24 protein-coding genes are annotated in these 22,458 nt (G+C 35.0%); 2 read left to right on the forward strand and 22 right to left on the reverse strand.

All coding sequences use genetic code 11. From position 1 onward, the window contains the following. Window positions 1-81: 81 nt before the first annotated feature. The 21 genes from WJN01_RS13690 to WJN01_RS13790 form a co-directional block, all read right to left on the reverse strand. Complete coding sequence (locus tag WJN01_RS13690; protein WP_445197726.1) at window positions 82-606, reverse strand: hypothetical protein; 525 nt, start codon at window positions 604-606, stop codon at window positions 82-84. A gap of 158 nt (window positions 607-764) precedes the next feature. Next, a complete protein-coding gene (locus WJN01_RS13695; protein ID WP_445197727.1) occupies window positions 765-1,958 on the reverse strand; it encodes a DUF4062 domain-containing protein in 1,194 nt (397 codons plus the stop codon). Between the two features lie 157 nt (window positions 1,959-2,115). After that, on the reverse strand, window positions 2,116-2,871 hold the full coding sequence (locus WJN01_RS13700) for a hypothetical protein (RefSeq protein WP_445197728.1): 756 nt from the start codon (window positions 2,869-2,871) through the stop codon (window positions 2,116-2,118). Between the two features lie 217 nt (window positions 2,872-3,088). Further along, a complete protein-coding gene (locus WJN01_RS13705) occupies window positions 3,089-3,967 on the reverse strand; it encodes a carboxypeptidase-like regulatory domain-containing protein (protein ID WP_445197729.1) in 879 nt (292 codons plus the stop codon). Window positions 3,968-4,653: 686 nt separating this feature from the next. Next, entirely contained in the window at window positions 4,654-4,896 is a 243-nt protein-coding gene (locus WJN01_RS13710; protein WP_445197730.1) for a hypothetical protein, read from the reverse strand. Then, window positions 4,889-5,545, reverse strand: coding sequence for a hypothetical protein (locus WJN01_RS13715; protein WP_445197731.1), 657 nt, complete (start codon window positions 5,543-5,545; stop codon window positions 4,889-4,891). The genes WJN01_RS13710 and WJN01_RS13715 overlap by 8 nt, the downstream gene beginning before the upstream one ends. 184 nt (window positions 5,546-5,729) lie before the next feature. Beyond that, window positions 5,730-6,377: a hypothetical protein gene (locus WJN01_RS13720; RefSeq protein WP_445197732.1), complete on the reverse strand. Its 648-nt coding sequence runs from the start codon at window positions 6,375-6,377 to the stop codon at window positions 5,730-5,732. 175 nt (window positions 6,378-6,552) lie between these two features. Further along, complete coding sequence (locus WJN01_RS13725) at window positions 6,553-7,098, reverse strand: TPM domain-containing protein (protein WP_445197733.1); 546 nt, start codon at window positions 7,096-7,098, stop codon at window positions 6,553-6,555. A 153-nt stretch (window positions 7,099-7,251) separates the two neighbouring features. Continuing rightward, window positions 7,252-7,746, reverse strand: coding sequence for a hypothetical protein (locus tag WJN01_RS13730; RefSeq protein WP_445197734.1), 495 nt, complete (start codon window positions 7,744-7,746; stop codon window positions 7,252-7,254). Window positions 7,747-7,899: 153 nt separating this feature from the next. Further along, window positions 7,900-8,370 (reverse strand): WapI family immunity protein, encoded by a 471-nt coding sequence (locus WJN01_RS13735; RefSeq protein ID WP_445197735.1) that lies wholly within the window; start codon window positions 8,368-8,370, stop codon window positions 7,900-7,902. Window positions 8,371-8,525: 155 nt separating this feature from the next. Next, on the reverse strand, window positions 8,526-8,966 hold the full coding sequence (locus WJN01_RS13740; RefSeq protein WP_445197736.1) for a hypothetical protein: 441 nt from the start codon (window positions 8,964-8,966) through the stop codon (window positions 8,526-8,528). 203 nt (window positions 8,967-9,169) lie between these two features. Beyond that, complete coding sequence (locus WJN01_RS13745) at window positions 9,170-9,553, reverse strand: hypothetical protein (RefSeq protein ID WP_445197737.1); 384 nt, start codon at window positions 9,551-9,553, stop codon at window positions 9,170-9,172. Between the two features lie 56 nt (window positions 9,554-9,609). Further along, window positions 9,610-10,794 carry a tyrosine-type recombinase/integrase gene (locus WJN01_RS13750; protein ID WP_445197738.1) on the reverse strand — a complete coding sequence of 395 codons (1,185 nt, stop codon included), beginning with the start codon at window positions 10,792-10,794 and terminating at the stop codon, window positions 9,610-9,612. Window positions 10,795-10,856: 62 nt separating this feature from the next. Then, window positions 10,857-11,483 carry a peptide deformylase gene (gene def / locus WJN01_RS13755; protein WP_445197739.1) on the reverse strand — a complete coding sequence of 209 codons (627 nt, stop codon included), beginning with the start codon at window positions 11,481-11,483 and terminating at the stop codon, window positions 10,857-10,859. 158 nt (window positions 11,484-11,641) lie between these two features. After that, the gene (gene rodA, locus WJN01_RS13760) at window positions 11,642-12,919 is read right to left on the reverse strand and encodes a rod shape-determining protein RodA (protein WP_445197740.1); all 1,278 of its coding nucleotides are present in this window, start codon (window positions 12,917-12,919) and stop codon (window positions 11,642-11,644) included. Next, a complete protein-coding gene (mrdA, locus tag WJN01_RS13765) occupies window positions 12,919-14,856 on the reverse strand; it encodes a penicillin-binding protein 2 (protein ID WP_445197741.1) in 1,938 nt (645 codons plus the stop codon). Before mrdA ends, rodA begins: the two co-directional genes overlap by 1 nt. Then, on the reverse strand, window positions 14,853-15,359 hold the full coding sequence (locus WJN01_RS13770; RefSeq protein WP_445197742.1) for a rod shape-determining protein MreD: 507 nt from the start codon (window positions 15,357-15,359) through the stop codon (window positions 14,853-14,855). The genes mrdA and WJN01_RS13770 overlap by 4 nt, the downstream gene beginning before the upstream one ends. After that, window positions 15,360-16,175, reverse strand: a complete 816-nt coding sequence (mreC, locus tag WJN01_RS13775) for a rod shape-determining protein MreC (protein WP_445197743.1) — start codon at window positions 16,173-16,175, stop codon at window positions 15,360-15,362. Window positions 16,176-16,197: 22 nt separating this feature from the next. Then, window positions 16,198-17,226 carry a rod shape-determining protein gene (locus WJN01_RS13780; protein WP_370479847.1) on the reverse strand — a complete coding sequence of 343 codons (1,029 nt, stop codon included), beginning with the start codon at window positions 17,224-17,226 and terminating at the stop codon, window positions 16,198-16,200. Window positions 17,227-17,412: 186 nt separating this feature from the next. Continuing rightward, window positions 17,413-18,945 carry a bifunctional phosphoribosylaminoimidazolecarboxamide formyltransferase/IMP cyclohydrolase gene (purH, locus tag WJN01_RS13785; protein WP_445197744.1) on the reverse strand — a complete coding sequence of 511 codons (1,533 nt, stop codon included), beginning with the start codon at window positions 18,943-18,945 and terminating at the stop codon, window positions 17,413-17,415. A gap of 168 nt (window positions 18,946-19,113) precedes the next feature. After that, a complete protein-coding gene (locus tag WJN01_RS13790; protein WP_445197745.1) occupies window positions 19,114-19,569 on the reverse strand; it encodes an XrtF-associated fRMsr-like GAF protein in 456 nt (151 codons plus the stop codon). A gap of 110 nt (window positions 19,570-19,679) precedes the next feature. On the opposite strand from WJN01_RS13790, the gene xrtF reads away from it, so the two are divergent. Then, window positions 19,680-20,231 (forward strand): exosortase family protein XrtF, encoded by a 552-nt coding sequence (gene xrtF, locus WJN01_RS13795; RefSeq protein WP_445197746.1) that lies wholly within the window; start codon window positions 19,680-19,682, stop codon window positions 20,229-20,231. After that, a complete protein-coding gene (locus tag WJN01_RS13800; RefSeq protein WP_445197747.1) occupies window positions 20,224-20,652 on the forward strand; it encodes an exosortase F system-associated membrane protein in 429 nt (142 codons plus the stop codon). The genes xrtF and WJN01_RS13800 overlap by 8 nt, the downstream gene beginning before the upstream one ends. A 105-nt stretch (window positions 20,653-20,757) precedes the next feature. Here the strand turns inward: WJN01_RS13800 and groL are convergent, their stop codons facing one another. Further along, entirely contained in the window at window positions 20,758-22,386 is a 1,629-nt protein-coding gene (gene groL / locus WJN01_RS13805) for a chaperonin GroEL (RefSeq protein ID WP_445197748.1), read from the reverse strand. Window positions 22,387-22,458: the final 72 nt, after the last annotated feature.

Genomic DNA, 22,458 nt, shown 5'->3' on the forward strand with positions numbered 1-22,458 from the left:
CTATAATAGTTTACCTGCTCTTTGGTCAATCCTAAAGTTACTATATTTTATTATGCAAGTCTAAAGGAATTATAGCCATTGTTAGGCACTGGCTTTTTTTATTTTTAGTTGATATATTATTCCGTAAATCAGTCCGATTATTCCACCAAAATAACTGAAATTATGCATCGTTCCAGCAGTCAAAAAGCTTTTTCGGTCAATCAATTCAGCTGGTAGATTCCAATTTGCATTTAAGTTTGAGATAAGAAACTTCCCAACCAAAATCCCCACGATTCCAATTCCGATTGCTATTCCTAAAGTCCGAAATATTGCTCCGATTCCACTTTTCCACATAATTTTGGAATTCGGCTGAAACATTCCTACGATTCCAATAATCAGTCCGAGTAAAAGTCCGAACCACCAAGTAGATACAAATCCGACAAAAGAGATTGCAATTCGTTCGTTTTCTACTTGATGTAACCATTCTCCAATTTGGTCAAATTTAAATTTTGTAAAATATTCAGATGATATAGAGTAAGAAATCTGGTTGTGTAAAATTCCGTAAATCGAAGCGAGAATTATAGAGATAATTACGATTAATATTAATATTCCAATTTTTTTCGCCATTCGGTTTTTTCAGCTTGTGCCTAACGGTCTCGGCTATGAGTAGTTGCGTGGTTTAGAACTTAACTTTACAAGTACGCACTAATTTGGAAATTCCGCAGGAATTTCCAAATTAGGCGAGAACAAGCAATTACTTATAGCCATTGTTAGGCACAGTTATTTTATTTTTCAAATAGTTCACTAATATTTTTCATCAAATCTTTACTGGCAATTTCGATTAACTCTTCTTTGGATGTAAAAGGTTTGTAGATAACTTTATTTCCTATTGAATGCTTAAAGGCTTTCAGCCTATCCCATTCTGACTTTAATTTGTTATAATTTTCGGCTTCAAAGGAAGGTGCTGGTGGTTTAGAGTAAAAATAAACCATTCCAAGTGGTGAATCTGTATTTTTATTGTCTATTGCAAATAAAATTTCCTCTGCCGTACCAGAAGGGAATCTTTCTTTACCAGTTTCTTGATTTATAGTTGGTGAACCTAACTTGTGTTTGAATACTGCTAAAACGATATCCATATTTTTAATAATTCGTTCGTTTATCACGTCTTGAGGATATCCGTTTTGTGAAGCCAAGTCTTCCCAACCGTGAACTTTTAATCTATGTTTACAAAGTTCTTCGTGTTTGTCAGTCCTAAATTTACGTTCCAACTTATCAATTAATAATTCTCTTTCCTCAATTAAATCTCCGGGTGATGCTATAACTACATTTATCTCTTTTTCAGTAATTGCTTTCCTTTTTTTATTTGTTTGAAAAGGTTCTTTTTTGATGTCATCGAGAATACTTTTATTCCATTTTGATGATGTGGATAATAAGTCTAACAGTAGTTTTAAGTCTTCTAAAAGTTTTTCATCCTCTTCGGATAGAACTTCTTGCTCTAAACTTTCCAGACAGTTTTTACAGAATGATGCTTGTCTCATTCCATCATCTACTCCTCGTTTGTCTCCTAAAAAATCATAAACACAACCAATATTTTCGTAGTGCCTATTATCAGCGTTTTCAAGAAGACGAGCCAAGTAAGTCGTTGTAAAAAATAATATTCCATTTTCAATGGGAAGATTAGTTAAATAGTCCCAGTCAAAAAGTGAGAAGGGAACAAGGTTTTCGTGACCTTCATAGAAAAAATTATTGATATATTGAATATCTGTAAATATGAAATTTATATATGAATTGACCTCTTCTTTAGACAAGGATTCATATATTTTTTCGTGAGTTCGTGGATAAACTATGTATTCCTCATCCCAAGAGAATTCATTCTTATAAACCTTAAAGTCAATTGATTTTGAGTGTTTATTGAATAACAATTCTAGTTTATCATAATCGACTTCTAAATTTTCATCTATAATTATGTTTATTCTCATTGTTGTGGTCTAATTGTGCCTAACGGTCTCGTATAACCGTCAGTTACGGTTTTAAAGTTAATAATTTTCGGTTTAGCACTGACGTTAGCAATTCCGAGTGGATTCGGACGTAGTCGAATCCGCCGTAATTGCGGTTATACATTGTTGTGCACTGGCTTTATTCCATTTTATCATTATTTATTGCACAAATTATTGATTTCATCATTGCATCATATAATTCAGACGATAGTTTGTTATAGTTCTCATTTGTTTCTTCTTTCTCAAACCACATATCATTCCAAGAACCCATTCCGCCAAACACAAACGCCTTACTCGCCGACATTAGAAGTTGACGATTCTGTAAACCATAATTATTCCAACAGATTAAATCGTTATGATAAAAGTCAGATTCTGGGTTTTCACTTTCAAGTGTGTTTTTAGCTTTTTTAAATATGTTTCCCCAATTCTCTGTTGTTTCCTTAAACGCAAATTCTGTTATTTTTTCAAGTGAACTTTTTAATTTGTTTCTTGTTTGAGTTAAGTCTAATTGTTGATTTATAATTGGTCGATTTTCGTATGCCTTTCCGTATGTAACTTGCCAAGGTTTCTCGGTCAAATTCTTGTCGTGATTCCAACGACTTATCCATAAGTCAGATTGATTCTTGAAAATTGTTTCAATAAACCAATTTCCTCCACCGCCAACAAATCCAGCCATTTTATGGTCATCTTCTTTAACTGTTTGATAAAAAAGTCGAAGTTTTTTGCAATTTTTTGTTTTCAAGTATTCAAACCATTCGATTGGATTTTTAGAAACGACGAACTCTTTTTTTGAACTGAAAAAATTCTTTTTTCTCATTTCTCTGAAGTCAACAAAATCACAGTGTTGAAAAGTAGAGTTTTGAGGAAAAAAATTGGTCAGATTTCCATTTTTCAAATATTCATTTCCAAAGGATGTAATTGCAATTATTTGGGCTAATATTCCTGTCATTCTCGATTTTTTTCAGCTTGTGCACAACGGTTTGGCTATGATTTCGGCGTGGAATCGTCCGCAGGACTATTCCGCAGAGAAATCAAGCTAATTTAATGTTTTTACTTTCATTTTTCGCACCATCGCCACGCTGAATTATAGCCGTTGTTGTGCAGCGTTTACCTTATCTTCTCTTTTTATAATAACTAATTTGTGCTCCTATACCTAAACTTAATTCGTCAAACGAGTCCAATTTGTTATATCTAACAAAACATTGAAACCATCTGTATCCACTTTTAAACTCGGCTTGGTATTCAACATTGCTGTGATAAATGGCAATCTTTGTTGAAATTGTCCCAAAAAAGGGTCGGAAGAATACCTCTTTCCCAAGTCCAATTATTACACCAGATGAAGCTTTGGTTTTATTCTCAGCAATTTTAGTCATTTTCAAATGGCTATACCCTGCAATAAGGCTTATTTTTCTTAAATTAAGTTGTGCCTCACCTGAATTCGCAATTGATTGAAAGTCCTTGTTAAATGAAACGTTTCGGTAGCTCCATCTGAAGTCCATATCAAATTCACAATTAGATATGGGATGACTAAGCTCCATTAGTCCAGTTTGAAATTCATTTTCATCTAGGTTTGTTTGATAACTGTAAGAACCTTTTATAACGCCAATAGAAGTATACGGTGATGATATTTCAATTTGTCCGCCAATCGGGTTGTGAACAAGTCCGCTGTTTGCATATAAAGCAATATGATATGCGTCAAAAAAGTCCTTGTTGCAATCCTCTTTTAGTTGGACGGATATTTCACGTTGTCCATTTAAATGGTATTCTTGAGTTCTGATACCAATAAATGAGAAAACCAAAATTGAATTCTGGTCACTAACAGTTAATTCAAAGGCACCGTCAAAATTAGTTGTTGTTCCGTTTTTGGTTCCTTTTTCAATAACATTAACTCCAGGAGCGGCTAACTTATCCTGCTTGAAAATAACTTTCCCTGTAACTGTAACTTGACTCCAACAGAAAGTTGTTGTTAAAACGAGAACTATGATTGTCAATTGCTTAATCAATATTGTAAGTGTTCAAGTTAAATGATGCACAACGGTTTGTGTATGATTTGTTGCGTGGTTTTGGCACTAAGTTAGTAATTAAAACTGGCAATAATTCAGCGCGAGGATTTTCCGAAGGAAAATCAGAAGCAATGAATTATACACTTTGTTGTAAGCCGTTTTTTTTATTATTTCCGATGCCATTAGTAAGTCAAAAGTCAGTTTATTAGATGAAAATAATCATTAGTACAATAAAAATCAATATTCCAATAACCAAATTATATGGGTGTAAAAATGTTTCTATAATTCCATCTTTAGACCATAGCTTTTTGAAATTAAAGTCAGCGGTATTTTTAAATAATGCCAAAATATTCAAGTAGCTGAATCTAACCACAGCACCTGGTAAACCAAATGTGAAATAAAGAATTGCTAAATAAATATTATCAAGATTAACCATACTTTTTGACTTATTATTCAGCACCTAAATTGACAATCAGTATAGATGCTCTCATACTTAACTTTTCGGGTTCTCAAATGGCTTACAACGGTTTTGTGTAAGGATAGTTGCGTGGTTAAGCAACTAACTTAACAAAAATGGAACGAACCAGAGGAAAATCCGTAGGATTTTCCGAGTAGGCAGGAACCAAGCAATTATTTTTACACGGTGTTGGCAACAGTATTTTATTTTCAGATAATTACATTAATGAGCCTCCTAAACCTGATAATATGTGAATAATTATGCAGGTAAATCCGAATATTTTTCCAAAATTGTTTTTTGAAAAAAGTGAAATTAGTCCAGCAATTATTGCAGGAATTAACAAAGCACCTAATAAGTATGCAAAAAAGTCCAAAATATGATTTGTGTCAATTCCATAAAGTACCAATACATAAATTATAGCACTTATCAATCCTAAAATATAACCTGTTTTGTTAGTCATTACGTTTTGTTTTTTCCAAGTTTTTTTTCATTTCTCTCATTTGGATTTTCATTTTTGCAGATGAAATAGCCATTTCAAGATTAGAGTTGTAAAAATTATAATTGTTCACGCATTTTTGAGTGTAAAACCTAATTTGATTATCTACTATCTCAAATTCGCAACTTTCATCTAAAAGACTTATTATTTTTTTACTTAAGTCAATAATATTGGTGTCGATTTCGAAATTCTCTTTAGTTATATTAATTGCATATTCATATTTGTCTTGAATCGTTTTTCGCTTTTCGTCATTATATATTTCGGATGGTTTTATTGAGTCAAACAAAGTTTTTAAGTCAGAAATCAATGATTGGTTAGTTTGATTAAAATTTATGTTTAATGAATCTAATTTTTTTAAAATAAGTTTAGATTCAGACAAGCCATTCTCTTTATCCTTTTTTAATCTATCAATGCTTAAAAGTGTTGCTAATCCACTGTTAGCAAAGTCTGATTTAGTTTTCAAGTAGTTATCATTAATTTCTAACGCTTTTTTATAGATTAACTTCTCAAGTCTTTCATTGTCTTTGTCAACTTGACTTTCACAAGAGAAAAGTGTAAATATTATTATTATTATTATCGAAAAGAAATATTTCAAAGTGATAGGTTTTTTCATATTGTTGCCAACGTGTTTGTATATGATTTGTTGCGTGGTAAAGCAATGAATTTAGCAAGTACAAACCGAATAGAAAATCCGCGAGGATTTTCGTAAGCAAGCTAGAACTAGCAATAAATTATATACGTTGTTACCACACGTTTTTTTAGTCAGATTATTAATTTTAAAATCAAATATTATGAATTTATTGGTTTTCAATCCATTTTATCTTTCCATGATTGAACTTAGAGGATATAAATTTAAACGTATCCTTTTTAGTTTGTTCAATTGTTTTTCTCCAATATTTATATTCGACATAAATTTCAAGTTCACCATCAATTGTTTGAAAATCTGTTTTGTGTATTGTAGAGTAAAAATTAATACCACCGTCATTAAGGAAGTCGTATTTTATACATTGTCTTTTGTTAGATGTTACTATTTTAAAAACACCAAATTCAGGCTCAAAAAAAGACTCTCTAATCCTTGTGTCTTGTTTTGCCTTATTTGTTATGGTGGCTTTTTTTAAAAAGAAATCAACATTTACATCATATATGTTGCATTCCCCAGTATTATCTATACAAAAATTCGATGTAAATAAATCGTCATCTTTTAATTGTCCGATGCAAACTATCTTGACTTTTGGTTTGTAGTGATTATTAAACCCCCAGATTGTTGCATAAAAACCTAAAAAAGCTAAAAAACTATTTAAAATTGAACGCCATGTTATCTTCGAAAACCATAAAAAAAAACGCTTTAATAATATTTCAATCTTTTTGTAAAGTTTTACTAATGATTTTTTTATCTGCAATAGCAGTTGTTTTATTAATCTATTTATCTGTTTTATTACACCCATTATTTATTTGGTTCGAGGGTCATTTTTAAATGTGTGGTAACGGTTCGTATAACCGTCAGTTACGGGTTTTAAGTTACTGTTATTCGGTTAAGAACTGGCGTTAGCAATTCCGAGTGGATTCGGACGTAGTCGAATCCGCCGTAATTGCGGTTATACATTGTTGTACACAGTACTTTTATTTCCATTTTGTGATTAATTCCGTAATTCCTTTTTCAATTCCGTTGTAATATTCTCCGTTTTTGAATTCAGGAATAATAGTTTCGTCAATTACTTTCTTACAGATTTTGTCAGTCAGTATTTTTTCAGTTCCATTACCTGTCGAAATTCTTATTTTTCTCAAATTTTTACTAAAAACAATTGTTAATCCGTTATCTTTTTCCTTTAGTCCAACTCCGTTGTAATTCGATAAGTCAATTGCGAATTGGTCAAAGTCAGTATATTTTCCAATTGAGTCTATTGACACTACAGCAATTTGGTTAGTTGTTTCTTTCTCAAATTCTCGAATTATTAATGTCAATTTTTCCAACTGCTCTGGCGTAAAAATAAATTCATAATCATTTACTTCTCGTTTCAGTTTTGGTAAATCACTCTCGCCTAAATCGAATTCCGTAAACTCAACTTTTGGTGTTTCAGAACTCGGTTTGATTTTGTCAACCTGTTTTGATTTACAACCAGAAATGGTCAAAAATACGAGTAATATTATTTTAAAAATGAGTTTCATTCGTATTGTGTACAACGGTTTGTGTAAGGATAGTTGCGTGTGCAAGCAACTAACTTACTAAAAAGGAACGAACCAGAGGAAAATCCGTAGGATTTTCCGAGTAGGCTAGAACCAAGCAATTATTTTTACACGTTGTTGTGCAACGTTTTTTATTTAATCTCTCGTTTCCCATTCCTTGGTTTTGCTATTAAATTCATTAATATGCCAACCATCGAGCGAATAACTCAGATTGAATTCATTCGTTTTTTGGTTCAATGAATACTCAAAATCTTTTAGTTCAAATTGGTCAAAGTATTTTGGTAATTCAGTATCCTTTTTTAATTCAGCTATCGAGTTTGGTAGACGATTATTATTATTTCTAAAATCAATTATCTGTTCTGTTAATAAGTTAGCATTATGTTGATTATATGCTTTTTTTAATTGAAAAATTAATAAACTAAAAATCAGTCCGAAACAGATGGTCAAATAAATCCAAATTGCATAATTCCGTTTTCTAAATTGTTTTTGCCAGATTAATATCAGCGCTATAAAAATCAGAGTCGAAAGTCCAAAGAATAACAATAATTTAAAAAACCCGAAAATTGTCCCAAGTCCGAAATAGAGTCCGATTAAAATCGAGAAAAACAATATCAAAATCCACTTTTTCAAATCAAATTTTGGGTTTTCTTAAAATGTTGCACAACGGTTTGGCTATGATTTCGGCGTGGAATTGTCCGCAGGACTATTCCGCAGAGAAATCAGCTTAAATATATGTTTTACTTTTGGTTTTAGAACTGTCGCCACGCTGAATTATAGCCGTTGTTAGCTACTGTGCTTTTTATCTTTTATTTTTCCGAACACTTTGTATTCAGATGTTATTTTATTTAATTGTTCAATCAATTTTGGAAGAGCTGTCTGGTCAAAATTCATTTCGCAATTCAGTTCATTTCCAATTCCTGAATAATCCATTAACCAACATCTTGTTTTTAAATGTCCAATTCCGTCTCCTTCCACTCGAATTGTCACTTGACTTTCAATTCCCTCAAAGGTTGCATTACGGTCAAGATTTTCATAAACAATTTCCAACTCTTTTTTGAATATTTCAAAGTCAGTTGAAATTAAATCCGCACTGAAGTTTCCTGAAAATCCTCCACATTTTACAGAAATCAAACAATTCACAGAGTTTTTATCCCAATCCAATTCCGCATCTGGGAAATTCTGTTTTATTACATCAACTCTTATGAAGTCAATTCCATCTTTAATCTCAAAATATGTCTCTATTGAGTTTGTCATTTTCGCATTGTAGCTAACGGTTGGGTATATGAAAAGTTGCGTGTTTGAGTGCGATGATTTTCCGAAGGAAAATCAGATGCAAGCAAACAAAGCAACTCACATTGGTTAAGCACAAAACAGCAATTTTTTATATACTGTGTTGTGCGTAGTTTTTATTATTCCGTTAAAAATATTTCTTTTATTAATTCTATTCGCGTTTTTAATAAATCAGCATTTTCAGCGGTCGGTTCATTTGGAACAGGAAAACATTCCTCCAAAGATTGTCCGTTTTTTACATTATCAATCCAATCCTCCATTAGGTCACAGTAAATTTCTAATGCTTCTTTTCCAGAAGTGACACTTTTGTCCAAATAAACAGTAGGTAAATCGCCAACAATAACCCAAACAAAGTCATCTACGGTTTCATTTATTGGCTCAATTTCAAAAAGAAAAACTCCAATTATGTCATAAGAACTAAATTCATTGTCGTACCAAGATTTTTTTATTTTCAGGCACCAGTCAAAACTTTTTAGATATTCCTCTGCCTCTTGTTGTAATTTTAAGACGCAATGGATTTCGTCTATCTCTGTTAGTTCATTTAGTAAATCTTCGTTCATTTATCGGATAATTTTTTTCTTGAGATTTGTTTTGTCAAATTACGCACAACGGTTTGGCTATGATTTCGGCGTGGATAAATCCGCAGGATTTGTCCGCAGAGAAATCAGGTTTGTTAAAAGTAAGAAAAGTTCGTTAGATTAACCGTAAGCCACGCTGAATTATAGCCGGTGTTGGCAGTAGGTTTTTTTAATTCAGTTTTTGGTCAGTCACTTTTCATCATAATTATTGAACAATCGAATTCGCCACCAACTACCTGATAAAAATTTCTTATTTCTTTTGGAAGTCTAAATCCTGAATGGTCATAATTAGTGGTGAATGCAACAAAAATTCCGTATTGTGAATCAGACAATTTAATTTTTTCATTCAGATTTTTTATCCGTTCAGAATTGATGTCAGCGGTTAATGGAAATGTAATTACAAAAGAGCCATTATCTGCTTCGTTAATTTTAAGAGTTAAATCCGATAATTCTTTTTCAATTATAGTCCGCTCGACATTATTTACTTTAAGATATCGAAAAGTAAAGCGTACTTTGTCAAATTCGCCAAATTCTCTTTTCATCTCAACAATATTGTTTTGTAGTTCCATTTTTCTCAAACTTACTGCCAACGTGTTATATGTGGAATAAAAGTTCGCATTATCCCTTATTTATTTCCGGATAATAGGAATTTTTGTTCCTCATTTTGGGTTTCTTTTAATTGGTTTATGGCATGGTCCAACGGACTTTTAATATTTACCAAATCTTTTCGGGTTACATGGGTGTAAATCATGGTGGTCTCTGTTTTACTGTGCCCCAAAAGTTCTTGTATGTGCCTAATGCCCACGCCATTTTCCAATAAATGTGTGGCGTAGCTGTGGCGCAAGGTATGCGGTGTAACATGGGCTTTTATGCCAGCTGCTTTGCATGATTGTACCAAAAATTTCCTGATGCTACTTGCCGTATAAGGAGTGCCATTTCTGCCCTCAATAAAGTAAACCTTGGGCGTATAGGTGTTTAAATAGTTGAACAACAGTGGCAAAAAGCTCTCTGCCAAAGTTACGTAGCGGTCTTTTCGGCCTTTGGCGTTTTTAACCACCAACTGTTTTCGGTTTATTAAAAAGTGCTCTATCCTTAAATTTAAAACCTCGCTAATACGTAATCCAGACGAATACAATAAGGCCAAAATAGCCCTGTGTTTTAGGTTCTTTGTGCAACGTAGCAGATTAATAATGTCTTCTTGTGAGATTACATTGGGCAATATTTTGGATTTTCTGGGGCGCATTAATTCCAAATTCCTTATTTGGGTGTTGGGATAAAAAACAATAAAAAGCTTTACCGCACTTATAAACTGTCGTTGGGTACTTATGGCATACTTTCGGTCTATAAAAACTTTTTCTATAAACAATTCTACATCTTTATTGCTTAAAGTATTTAATTCCCTGTTATTATAAAAATCAATAAAATCGGCCATAAAAAAACTATACGTTTTTACTGTGCTATCGCTGTATCGTTTGCCCTTTAAATATTTGTAAAAATGGTTCAGCAGGTTCTTGTTTTCCGCACTCAATTGCCTCACTCTTTTTACAGGGAAGGTTTTTGGTTGTTCGGCAGGTTTTTCAAACAGGGGTTTGCTGTTTACATGGGCATGGTTTTTAAAAACGGAAAATATCAATTTAAGGTTTGAAGGATTGTTTTTTACGTACCAGCTTTTTAAACTTTGGCTCCATGTAGCTCCCGGAATAGCGCGAACCTGTTTTATAAGAACATCGTTATAATCAAACTGGATAAGGATTTGGTTGGCGTTCTTATGAAATTTTGGCCTTAATACTACTTTGGGAAAATTATTCAAGACAATAGGTTTTAAAATCTGAAAATATAAATTTTCGGACAGAAAATAAAACAATAACCTATTTAATTTTCAACACCCTTAGCTTCTTTTTCCAAATGGTCCAGATATAAAATGCCGTTAAGATGGTCTATTTCATGCTGAAAAATAACTGCCGTAAAACTTTCAACAGTTTCGGTTTTGTGTTCGGCCGCCATGGTATCATATTCAATCTTTATGGCATATGCCCTTGTTTTTAGCGTATCGCTTCGGTTCGGTATGGATAAACAGCCTTCTCGGCAAACTTGCTTTTTTTCAGAATACTCCAAAATTTTTGGATTAAGGTACACCTCAAACGGAAAGTTTTCTTTATCAAAACGTTGTACCCAAATAATGTTTTTCAAAATGCCAACCTGTGGTGCCGCAATGCCCACGCCCAAGCTCATGCTATCCCTAACCGTGGTATAAAGCCGTTCTACAAACCGATTTAAAACAGGGTCGTTGGGGTTGGGTTTTATATAACTGCTTTTGGTACGAAGCAAAATCGAATCTTTGGTATTGGTAATTTTATAAACCCGCATAGGTTTCAGGCTGTCTGCCTGCATAATCAATTTTATTTCTTCAGAAGAAAAGCTGTGTTTCTTGAGGTTTTTGGTGCTTGAACAGTTAACTACAACCAGGCAGGTAAAAATAAAAAGTATGGTCTTTTTCATAGGAAATTATTGCGGATAGGCATGTTTTACATTAGTGGTTTCTGCGTCATTGCGAACAAAGTGAAGCAATCTCATGATTACAAGTAAATTTAAACAGATTCCCGCGCAGCGCTCGCAATGACGGTACAACTAAAAATTGAAAGTCAATTATTGACCGACTACCACTCGTTGATTCTGTTAGAATCTAATTTAATAAAAATAAATATTAAAATGGTAAAGGCCCAAAGCCCCGAACCACCATAACTGAACATGGGCAACGGAATACCAATAGTTGGAATCAAGCCCATAACCATACCAATATTTATAAAAAAATGTATGAAAATAATAGAGGCCACCCCATAGCCATAAACCCTACTAAACTGCGATTTTTGTAGTTCTGCCAAATGCAGTATACGCAGTAAAAGCAACACAAAAGTAATTACCACCAAGCTACTGCCCAAAAAGCCCCACTCTTCGCCAACCGTACTAAAAATATAATCGGTGTGCTGCTCGGGTACAAACTTACCTGTTGTTCGGGTGCCTTCCATAAAACCTTTACCCATAAAACCGCCTGAACCTATAGCTTTTTCAGATTCGTTAAGGTTGTAGGCAAAAGTTTGTTTCATCCGTTCCAGTTTTTCGGGGTCTTTTTCTAAATTCAGCCACAAACTTATGCGGTCTTGCTGGTGCGGTTTCAAAACATTTTGGTAGAAGAATTTTATGCCAAACGAAATGGCTACGGCAAACAAAGTGATTAAAATGGATTGGTAAACACGTAGTTTTTTCTTGCTCAAAAAATGATAGGCAATAACACATAAAAGAACGAAAACCGAAGTAATAATGGCCCCAAATTTTAAAGCTAAAACCGAAATGATAATGACCGAAATACCAATGGTCAAATAATATTTTGGCAAGCCTTCGCGATACAAAACAAAAAAGAATGCCCCATAAACAATGGTGCTCCCCGTGTCATTTTGCAACAGTACCAATAGAGCAGGAATAATGATGATGATAAATAGCCGAATTTGGTCCTTTACTGAGTTAATGTTGGTATTTAAGTCACTGATGTATTTGGCAACAGCCAATGCGGTAGCAGTTTTTGCAAATTCGCTGGGCTGGATGGTAAAACTGCCAATGGCATACCACGATGTTGCACCGTTTACATTCTTCCCAAAAAGGAATAGCCCAACCAATGAAAGCATGGAAATGATGTAAATAATACTTGAAAAGCGTTCGTAAAACTTTGCATCGATGGCCAAAAGGAGAATAATCAACCCAAAGGTCAAGAAAATGAAAATAAGCTGTTTGCCAAAAGGTTGTGAAAAATCGAAATAATTGACACTGGTTCCAGTGTGCGATGCCGATAAAATATTTAGCCAGCCAAAGCCGACTAATAACAAAAAAAGAATAATGGTAATCCAATCGAATCTATAATGCCTGTTGGTTTCTCTAACCATTAATTGTCCGTTTTGTTAATTTTGTTTAATTCGTTCTTTAGTCGATTGTATTCTTGTTCCTGAACAACCTGTAACGTGGTATATCCATTTATTTGGAAAGGCTCTCCAGTATACGGTTTTGCATATTCGTCCTGCAGGCTGTGCCTTAAAAGCCACTCTTCCAGATCGGTTCTGGTAATGTACCCTTTAATATGCTTTTCAATCATTAAACTGGCCACTTTACCTGCAAATCGGCTTCCCCAATAACCATTTTCAACAAAAACAGCGATGGCGATTTTAGGGTTGTCTTTGGGTGCAAACGCCACAAAAATAGAGTGGTCGGTAAGTTGGGTTTTCACGCTGTCAATTTTTATGAAGTTTTCAACAGTACCGGTTTTTCCACATATTTCAATGTCCTTAACTTGCAGCGAGGCGGCAGTACCATTTTTGTAAACCTGTAGCATGCCCTCAATTACGGGTTCAAAATGTCTTTTCTCAATGGTGGTTTGCTTTGGCTCTGTAAACTGTTCAGGTAATGTTTCACCCTCAATATGTTTAATGATGTGCGGCGTGTAATAATAACCTCTGTTGGCAATAGCCGCCGCCATATTTGCCAATTGTATGGGTGTTGTGGCTACCTCGCCTTGGCCAATGGCATTTGAAATCGTGTAGGTGGAATAAAAGGTTTTTGGATAAATACCTCGATAATAATCCCGGTCTGGAATTCTACCTTTTTGCCCAACATAAAGATCGTTATTTAAAAATTCGCCCAAACCAAAACTTTTGGCATGTTTGCTCCAAGCATCAATGCCGTGGGAAGCATTACCGTCCTTATCTAAAATCTTTCGATAAGTGGTTGCAAAATAGGCGTTGCATGACCGTTGTATACCGGTAATCAAATTATTTCTTGTACCGTAATTACAATGGCATTTCATAACTCGGTTACCATAGCGGTAGCCTTTATAACAGGTCACCGATTCTTGAGGTGTAATAACGCCTTCTTGCAAAGCAATCAAGGCATTCATCAATTTAAATGGTGAACCAGGTTCGTAAACACCTTGTAAGCTTCTGTTGAAAAGTGGCTTAGCGATGGAGTCGTTATACAATTTTGTGAAGTTTTTTGAACGCTCCCTACCAACCAAAATATTGGGGTCGTAGGTTGGCGCGGCAACCATGGCCAAAATTTCACCTGAGGAAGGTTCAATGGCAATAACACCGCCTCGTTTGTTTTTCATCAACAATTCACCATAGGCTTGAAGTTGGGCATCAATGGTTATGGTAATATCTTTTCCTTGCACGGGAATAGTATCGAACTTACCATCTTTATAAGGCCCAATATTTCTGTTAAATCGGTCTTTTTGTATGAACTTAATGCCCTTTACTCCGCGCAGTGTATTTTCATAGGAAGCCTCAACGCCTTGTTTTCCTATTAAATCGCCCATACGGTAGTAAGGGTCTCTACTTATAATCCTGTTGTTTACCTCACCAATATCGCCCAAAACATTGGCGCCAATAGTGGTGGTGTAATGCCTTAACGAACGTTTTTGGATGTAAAAGCCTTTGAATTTTCGCATTTTTTCCTGTAAAACAGCATAATCTTCCTTGGATAAATGGGATACGAAAACGGATTCCAGCCTTGGGGAATAGTGATAAGCTTTCTCATATTTGCTTATGAAATCTTCTTTTTCAATTTTTAGAAGTTGGCAAAATTCCAAAGTGTCCAAAGGTTCCACTTCCCTGGGAATAACCATGACATCATAAGACGGTTGGTTGGAAACCAAAAGTTCACCATTTCTGTCGTAAACAAATCCACGTTTTGGCAGGTCGAACACTTTTCTAATGGCGTTGTCTTCGTATAAGCTTTGCGTATTTGTATTATAGACCTGTAGATAGAACAGCCTTGAAATAAACAAAAGGCCAACACCAATAACAGAAATGAAAAGTAAAAATTGTCTCATTTGGGCTTTCTACTGAAAATAATCGTTACGATTACACTTAATAAGATAGTAAATATACTTGAGAATAACGTTTTTTGAAACACTAAAAGTATCTTGGAAACACTAAATATTTCTAAAAAAAACAGTACAAAATGATGCAATACGGTCAATAATGTAAAATAAGTGAGTTTTGAACCAAAATCTATGGTATTGAATTTTACCGTTTGGTGCTCATAAATGGTGCCGAACGAAGATTTTAAAACCAAGGGGCGTGCATAAGCTATGAAAACCGAAGCAGCGGCGTGGGCACCGCCAGTATCTAAAAATAAATCAATAATTAAACCAAGTAAAAAACTCAACAGCATTAAGACAATACGGTTGTGTTTTACTGGAAAAAGTGCAATAAACAGGATGTAAATATATGGGTTGATATATCCCAAAAAATTAATATGGTTCAATATTAAAACCTGCAAAATAACCAAGGCCACAAAACGAACGGTATGTATGGAAAAGATATTGTTCATTTAGTCGCTATCCAATAGGTTATTTATTTCTACGCTGTTAACGTTTTCTATAATGTACACATGCTCCAGATTGGTCATGTCGTTAAATAGTTTTACGTTAATTTCATAATAGTTTTCGGCCGCATCAAGAGCAAAATCTTCAATAGTTCCAACAGGAACGTTTTTCGGAAATATCGATGAACGCCCAGAGGTAATGATGGTATCTCCAATTTGCACTGGGGCAATTTTTGGAATGTCTATAAGCTGAACCAAAGCAGGGTCTTTGCCATTCCATTTTAGGGTGCCAAAATGATTGGTTTTTTTCAATTGGGTACTTATTCGGCTGGTTGTATTTAAAATAGAAATGACTGTGCCATACCCACGACTCGTTTTATCAACAATGCCAACAATACCTTTTGAGGAAATAACGCCAAAATCAGGCTTAATGCTGTCTTTTTTTCCCTTGTCAATCGTAAGGATGTTATCCGTTAACGAATAGCTGTTTTTTATAACGTTGGCGTTGTAAAACCTGTAGGTCTTGTTATACGAAGTGCTATCAATAAAAGAAAGTTCATGTTGAATGCCAGAATTTCTAAGAAGCGTTCTTAGCCTTCTGTTTTCTTCGGACAGCAATTTATTCTGCGATTTTAAACTGAAATATGAGCTAATATCGTTAACCGTATTGTAAACGCCCCCAGTTAAAAAATTGGCCGAATTTATAAACTTACTTTTATGGTAAGAATGTGATTGAATGGTAAATAAAAGCGATAAACAAAAGAGCAACAAGAACAACAAAAAGTTTTTGTTTCTTATTATAAAATTAATAATCTGTTGCATGGGTTATTTGCCTATTTTACGCTTACTTTATCAATACGCTTTTGTATTTAGGTAAATTTTTAAGTGTAATGCCCGTACCTCTTACAACAGCACGCAAAGGATCTTCGGCTATGTAAACAGGCAGGTCTGTTTTTTGCGATAGACGTTTATCCAAACCACGAAGCATGGAACCTCCACCAGCTAAGTAAATACCAGTGTTGTAAATGTCGGCAGCTAATTCTGGTGGGGTTTGCGATAGGGTTTCCATTACGGCATCCTCAATTCGTAAAATGGATTTATCCAATGCCTTGGCAATTTCACGGTACGAAATGGATACCTGTTTTGGTTTTCCGGTCAATAAATCACGTCCTTGTACGCTCATATCTTCTGGAGGCAACTCTAAATCTTCGGTAGCCGCACCAATTTGTATTTTTATTTTTTCGGCAGTGCGCTCACCAACATAAAGGTTGTGCTGGGTACGCATGTAATAAACAATATCGTTGGTAAAAACATCACCCGCAATTTTAACCGATTTGTCACATACAATGCCACCTAATGCAATCACTGCAATTTCGGTTGTACCTCCACCTATATCAACTACCATATTTCCTTTAGGTTGCATAATATCAACGCCAATACCAATAGCTGCGGCCATTGGCTCGTGAATCAAGTAAACTTCTTTTCCGTTAACACGTTCGGCACTTTCTTTAACCGCACGCATTTCCACTTCGGTAATACCTGATGGAATACAAATAACCATACGAAGTGCAGGTGTAAAAAACTTCTTTTTTAATGCCGGAATGTTTTTGATGAACATACTTATCATCTGCTCTGAAGCATCAAAATCGGCAATTACCCCATCTTTTAGCGGACGGATGGTTTTTATGTTTTCATGGGTTTTGCCCTGCATCAAACTGGCTTGTTGCCCTACGGCAATTATTTTTCCAGAAATTCTGTCTCGGGCTACTATTGAAGGTGCATCAACAACTACTTTGTCGTTGTGAATAATAAGTGTATTTGCAGTACCTAAATCTATCGCAATTTCTTCGGTTAAGAAATCAAAAAATCCCATGGGCTATTTAAAGTTGTTTAGTAGTTAAAAAACGAATCCCGTAAATGTAATAAAACTTGATAAATATATAGGTTTTAAAGGATTCAAAATGTTTTTAAATTATTCTATCTGGTTCTTATACGTTATTCATCGATTTTTAGACCATTGTAATAATATTAAAAGCACTAAAACAATACTTTTTTGTAATTAATGTTTGAAATGGCGTGTTCCGGTCATTACCATGGCAACTCCATTTTCGTTGCAGTAATCAATACTCAATTGGTCTTTAATGGAACCTCCTGGTTGGATTACTGCTGCAATGCCTGCATTATTGGCAATTTCAACGCAATCTGGAAACGGAAAAAAGGCATCGCTTGCCATTACGGCACCTTTTAAATCGAAGTTGAAAGAACCTGCTTTATGAATAGCTTGTTGCAAAGCATCAACACGGCTTGTTTGTCCAGTACCGCTTGCACACAATTGTTTGTTTTTGGCCAAAACAATGGTGTTGGATTTTGTATGCTTGCAGATTTTTGAAGCAAATAATAAATCTTCAATTTGGGCATTGGTAGGTGTGGTGTTGGTCACCGTTTTTAGATCTTCAGCCTGATCGGTAATGTTATTTCTATCTTGAACCAAAACACCATTTAAACAACTCCTTACATTGGTTTTTGGCATGTCAATGTCGTGGATTTCCAATAGAATTCTGTTCTTTTTACCTTTTAGTAATTCTAAAGCTTCAGGAGCGAAAGAAGGTGCAATCACCACTTCGCAGAACAGTTGGTGGATTTCTTCGGCAGTAGCCAAATCAATCTCGGTATTGCTTATTAAAACACCGCCAAAGGCAGAAACAGGGTCGCCTGCCAATGCATCAACGTAAGCTTGGTGTAAATTGTCTCGCTGTGCCAAGCCACAAGCGTTGTTGTGTTTTAGGATGGCAAAGGTTGGTGCTTCATTTTTAAATTCCAACATTAAATTAACCGCCGCATCGACATCCAAAAGGTTGTTGTAGCTTAACTCTTTACCGTGAAGTTTGGTAAATAGTTCATCAAAATTACCGAAGAAGAAGCCTCTTTGGTGCGGATTTTCGCCATAACGTAAAACCTTACCTTTTGTTTCGCTTATTTTTAAAGCCGCTTCATCATGGTTTTGGTTGAAATAGTTGAAAATAGCCGTATCGTAATGCGATGACACGTTAAAGGCTTTTCCAGCAAAACGTTTTCTGTCTTCCTCTGAAATAGAGCCATTATTGGCAGAAATTAATTCTAAAAACTCGGCATAATCATCCACGGAAGAAACACAAATTACATCAGCATAATTTTTAGCCGCTGCACGAATCAATGAAATGCCTCCAATATCTATTTTTTCAATAATATCTTGATTGCTTGCCCCTGAAGCCACGGTTTTTTCAAAAGGGTAAAGATCCACAATAACCACATCAATTTGTGGGATTTCGTATTCGGCCAATTCAGCCACATCACCTTCATGATTTTGTCTGTTCAAAATACCGCCAAACACTTTTGGGTGCAATGTTTTTACGCGTCCACCAAGAATGGAAGGGTAGGAGGTTACATCTTCTACAGGAACAACGTTAATACCTAAATCGTTAATGAATTTTTCGGTGCCACCGGTTGAATATATGGTAACGCCTTGTTTGTTCAGTTCTTTCACTATCGGCTCTAGACCGTCTTTACTAAATACTGATATTAATGCCGATTTAATGGTTTTTTCGTTGCTCATTTTTAGTTGTTATGAATTAAAATTCTTGCTGTTTTTCAGGAGTTTATGTTGAAATTTGTAAATAAGTGCAAAAGTACTTATTTCCTTTAAAAAACAAATGCAGAATAATTAAAAATGACGGTGATTTTTTAACGAAAAAGTGAAGTTGTTAACACGAAAAGTTAAAAGTTAAAAGAGCAATGAAACTTCAGCACAAACAAATTCCAAAAATCGTTCATCAGCTTCGGTAAATGGGTCTAGTGTGTTTGAGTCAATATCAATTTGACCAATATTTTCACCGTTTAGAAAAATGGGAATGACAATTTCAGACTTAACCGTAATGCTGCAAGCAATGTAGTTGTCTTGAGCGGCTACATCAGGTACCACAAAGTTTTGGTTGCTAACCGCTACTTGTCCGCAAATGCCTTTGCCAAAAGGAATAATGGTATGGTCGGTTGGTGCGCCAACATAGGGGCCTAGCTTTAATTCTTCCTTATCGCCATTTCGAAAATAAAACCCAACCCAATTGTAATGGTCAACATGTTTTTCAAGTAAAGCGCAAATGGCCAAAAGTCGTTCGTCAACGGTCTTTTTGGAATTTGAAGCAATTGTTTTTACTTGGGGTTTTAACTGTTCGAACATCATAGCATAAAAAGTTTTGGTAAAAGTATTTAAAAAGGCTTAATTTCGGTATCCCGTTCAAACAACTTTAACATGTTTCCGTTTTTGTGGACAGGGAAAATAACAAAAGATAATTGAAGCAGCTTTTCATAAAATACAAATCGGTTATAAGATTCATTCTAACATTTTTGTTGGTTTATGGTGTTCTGTCTTTTGGGTATAAATTGTATTTACAGTATTCTGATGGTTCAAAATTCTACCCCGATTATATGACGCATTTGGTGGCCAAACAAAGTGAAGCGCTTTTGGATTCCTTTGGTTATAACGCCGAAGTTTTGCCGCACCCAGATGAGCCATCCATGAAAGTAATTGTTAACGGGCAATATTTGGCCCGCGTTATCGAGGGATGTAATGCCGTGAGTATTATTATTCTATTTTTGTCTTTTATCGTGGCGTTTTCGGGCAAGTTTAAAACCACTTTTTTTTATATCCTTTCGGGAAGTGTTTTGATTTATTCGGTAAACTTGTTGCGCATTGTGTTGTTGACCATTGGGTTGTATCATTATCCCAAATATGAAGATGTGTTGCACACGGTAATTTTTCCTGCTATTATTTACGGCATGGTATTTTTGCTGTGGATTTTTTGGGTGAATCGATTTTCAAAATTAAATAAAAGTAATGGGTAAGTTTTCAAAATACATATGGTTAGCCATTCTGTTTCTTTTATTGGTATTGATTAGGTTTTTTGAGGATACCCTGTTCTACGATCCGTATCTTACATTTTTTCAAAATGATTATCTGTACATTGATAGTCCAAGGCGAGAAGTAGCCAAATTAGTTGCTTTTACAACTTTGCGATACACTTTGAACACTTTAGTTTCCTTGGGTATTTTATATGTGTTCTTTAAGGATAAAAGTATCGTGAAATTTTCGGCCATTATTTATGCCTTAGCCTTTATCATTTTAATTATAATCTATCTGTATTTTGTCATCAACCCGAGGCAAGAAGACTATTATTTGTTTTTTAATATACGGCGGTTTTTGATACAACCCATAATTTTGATTTTGTTGTTGCCGGCTTTTTATTATCACAGGCTTAAAAATTGAAAGACATAAAAAAAACGCTCTGAAATCGATCAGAGCGTTTTTTTATATTAGTTTCACTCGTTTTTTTGAGTCCGAGTGAGATAAGGTGCCTTTCTAGGCTCTCGACTACATCATGCCTGGCATGCCTCCGCCGCCCATTGGCATTGCAGGAGCATCTTCTTTAATGTCGATTAATGCGCATTCCGTAGTTAAAATCATTCCGGCCACAGAAGCTGCATTTTCTAAAGCAATACGGGTTACTTTTTTAGGATCGATGATACCAGCCTTAAGCATATCAACATATTGTTCAGATTTAGCATCGTAACCAAAGTCTTTTTTGCCTTCCAAAACTTTATTGATAACAACACTGCCTTCACCACCAGCATTTTCTACTATGGTACGTAATGGCGCCTCAATAGCTTTGTTCACAATTTGAACGCCTGTGGTTTCATCTAAAGTGTCAGTAGTCAATTTCTCTAAAACAGCTTTGGCTCTTACCAAGGCAACGCCGCCACCGGCAACAATGCCTTCTTCAACGGCAGCTCTTGTAGCGTGTAATGCATCGTCAACACGGTCTTTTTTCTCTTTCATTTCTACTTCACTGGCGGCACCAACATAAAGTACAGCAACACCACCGGCCAATTTAGCTAAACGCTCTTGAAGTTTTTCTTTATCGTAATCGCTAGTTGTGGTTTCAATTTGGGCTTTAATTTGGTTTACTCTAGCTTTTATGTCAGAAGCTTTACCAGAACCGTTTACAATAGTTGTATTGTCTTTATCAACAGTTACAGTTTCGGCCGTACCCAACATACTTAAATCTGCATTTTCTAAGGTGAATCCTCTTTCTTCAGAAATCACGGTTCCACCAGTTAAGATGGCTATGTCTTCAAGCATCGCTTTACGTCTGTCTCCAAAACCAGGAGCTTTTACCGCAGCAATTTTAAGTCCACCACGCAATTTGTTAACCACTAGAGTAGCAAGAGCTTGTCCGTCAACATCTTCTGCAACGATTAATAACGGGCGGCCAGATTGCGCCACTGGCTCTAAAATTGGAAGGATTTCCTGTAGGTTTGAAATCTTTTTGTCGAACAATAAAATGTACGGATTTTCTAAATCAGCAATCATTTTATCAGAATCAGTTACGAAGTAAGGTGATAAATATCCTCTATCGAACTGCATACCTTCAACAACATCAACATATGTGTCTAAGCCTTTTGCTTCCTCAACAGTGATTACGCCTTCTTTGCCAACTTTGGTAAACGCTTTTGCGATTAATTCTCCAATAGTGTCATCATTGTTCGCTGAAATAGCAGCAACTTGTTTTATTTTTTCTGAAGAATTACCAACTTGTTTGGCTTGTTTTTCTAGGTCTTTAGTAATAGCTTCAACAGCCTTATCAATACCACGTTTTAGGTCCATTGGGTTAGCACCAGAGGCTACGTTTTTTAAGCCTTCTTTTACGATGGCTTGCGCCAAAACCGTAGCAGTTGTTGTTCCGTCACCAGCTAAATCGTTGGTTTTACTTGCTACTTCTTTTACCATTTGAGCGCCCATGTTTTCGTGAGCATCCTCAAGTTCAATTTCTTTAGCAACAGAAACACCATCTTTGGTTACTTGTGGTGCTCCAAAGCTTTTACTGATTATTACGTTACGTCCTTTAGGACCTAAAGTTACTTTTACTGCATTTGCCAATGCATCAACACCGCGTTTTAAACCATCGCGTGCTTCAATATCAAATTTTATGTCTTTTGCCATTTTATTAATTTTTAGCTGTTTGCCTATAGCTATTTGCTACTGGCTAATTTGTTTATTAATTCTTTTTAGTTG

The organism is Tamlana sedimenti (assembly GCF_038148895.1).
Lineage (GTDB): Bacteria > Bacteroidota > Bacteroidia > Flavobacteriales > Flavobacteriaceae > Tamlana.

Excerpts from the sequence above, each read along its gene's own strand:
- def (WP_445197739.1), bottom strand. The coding sequence starts at position 11,483 with ATGAAAAAGACCATACTTTTTATTTTTACCTGCCTGGTTGTAGTTAAC.
- WJN01_RS13695 (WP_445197727.1), bottom strand. The coding sequence starts at position 1,958 with ATGAGAATAAACATAATTATAGATGAAAATTTAGAAGTCGATTATGAT.
- WJN01_RS13740 (WP_445197736.1), bottom strand. The coding sequence starts at position 8,966 with ATGAACGAAGATTTACTAAATGAACTAACAGAGATAGACGAAATCCAT.
- WJN01_RS13770 (WP_445197742.1), bottom strand. The coding sequence starts at position 15,359 with ATGAACAATATCTTTTCCATACATACCGTTCGTTTTGTGGCCTTGGTT.
- WJN01_RS13710 (WP_445197730.1), bottom strand. The coding sequence starts at position 4,896 with ATGACTAACAAAACAGGTTATATTTTAGGATTGATAAGTGCTATAATT.
- purH (WP_445197744.1), bottom strand. The coding sequence starts at position 18,945 with ATGAGCAACGAAAAAACCATTAAATCGGCATTAATATCAGTATTTAGT.
- WJN01_RS13745 (WP_445197737.1), bottom strand. The coding sequence starts at position 9,553 with ATGGAACTACAAAACAATATTGTTGAGATGAAAAGAGAATTTGGCGAA.
- WJN01_RS13725 (WP_445197733.1), bottom strand. The coding sequence starts at position 7,098 with ATGAAACTCATTTTTAAAATAATATTACTCGTATTTTTGACCATTTCT.
- groL (WP_445197748.1), bottom strand. The coding sequence starts at position 22,386 with ATGGCAAAAGACATAAAATTTGATATTGAAGCACGCGATGGTTTAAAA.
- WJN01_RS13690 (WP_445197726.1), bottom strand. The coding sequence starts at position 606 with ATGGCGAAAAAAATTGGAATATTAATATTAATCGTAATTATCTCTATA.
- WJN01_RS13780 (WP_370479847.1), bottom strand. The coding sequence starts at position 17,226 with ATGGGATTTTTTGATTTCTTAACCGAAGAAATTGCGATAGATTTAGGT.
- mrdA (WP_445197741.1), bottom strand. The coding sequence starts at position 14,856 with ATGAGACAATTTTTACTTTTCATTTCTGTTATTGGTGTTGGCCTTTTG.
- mreC (WP_445197743.1), bottom strand. The coding sequence starts at position 16,175 with ATGCAACAGATTATTAATTTTATAATAAGAAACAAAAACTTTTTGTTG.
- WJN01_RS13790 (WP_445197745.1), bottom strand. The coding sequence starts at position 19,569 with ATGATGTTCGAACAGTTAAAACCCCAAGTAAAAACAATTGCTTCAAAT.
- WJN01_RS13720 (WP_445197732.1), bottom strand. The coding sequence starts at position 6,377 with ATGGGTGTAATAAAACAGATAAATAGATTAATAAAACAACTGCTATTG.
- WJN01_RS13800 (WP_445197747.1), top strand. The coding sequence starts at position 20,224 with ATGGGTAAGTTTTCAAAATACATATGGTTAGCCATTCTGTTTCTTTTA.
- rodA (WP_445197740.1), bottom strand. The coding sequence starts at position 12,919 with ATGGTTAGAGAAACCAACAGGCATTATAGATTCGATTGGATTACCATT.
- WJN01_RS13735 (WP_445197735.1), bottom strand. The coding sequence starts at position 8,370 with ATGACAAACTCAATAGAGACATATTTTGAGATTAAAGATGGAATTGAC.
- WJN01_RS13715 (WP_445197731.1), bottom strand. The coding sequence starts at position 5,545 with ATGAAAAAACCTATCACTTTGAAATATTTCTTTTCGATAATAATAATA.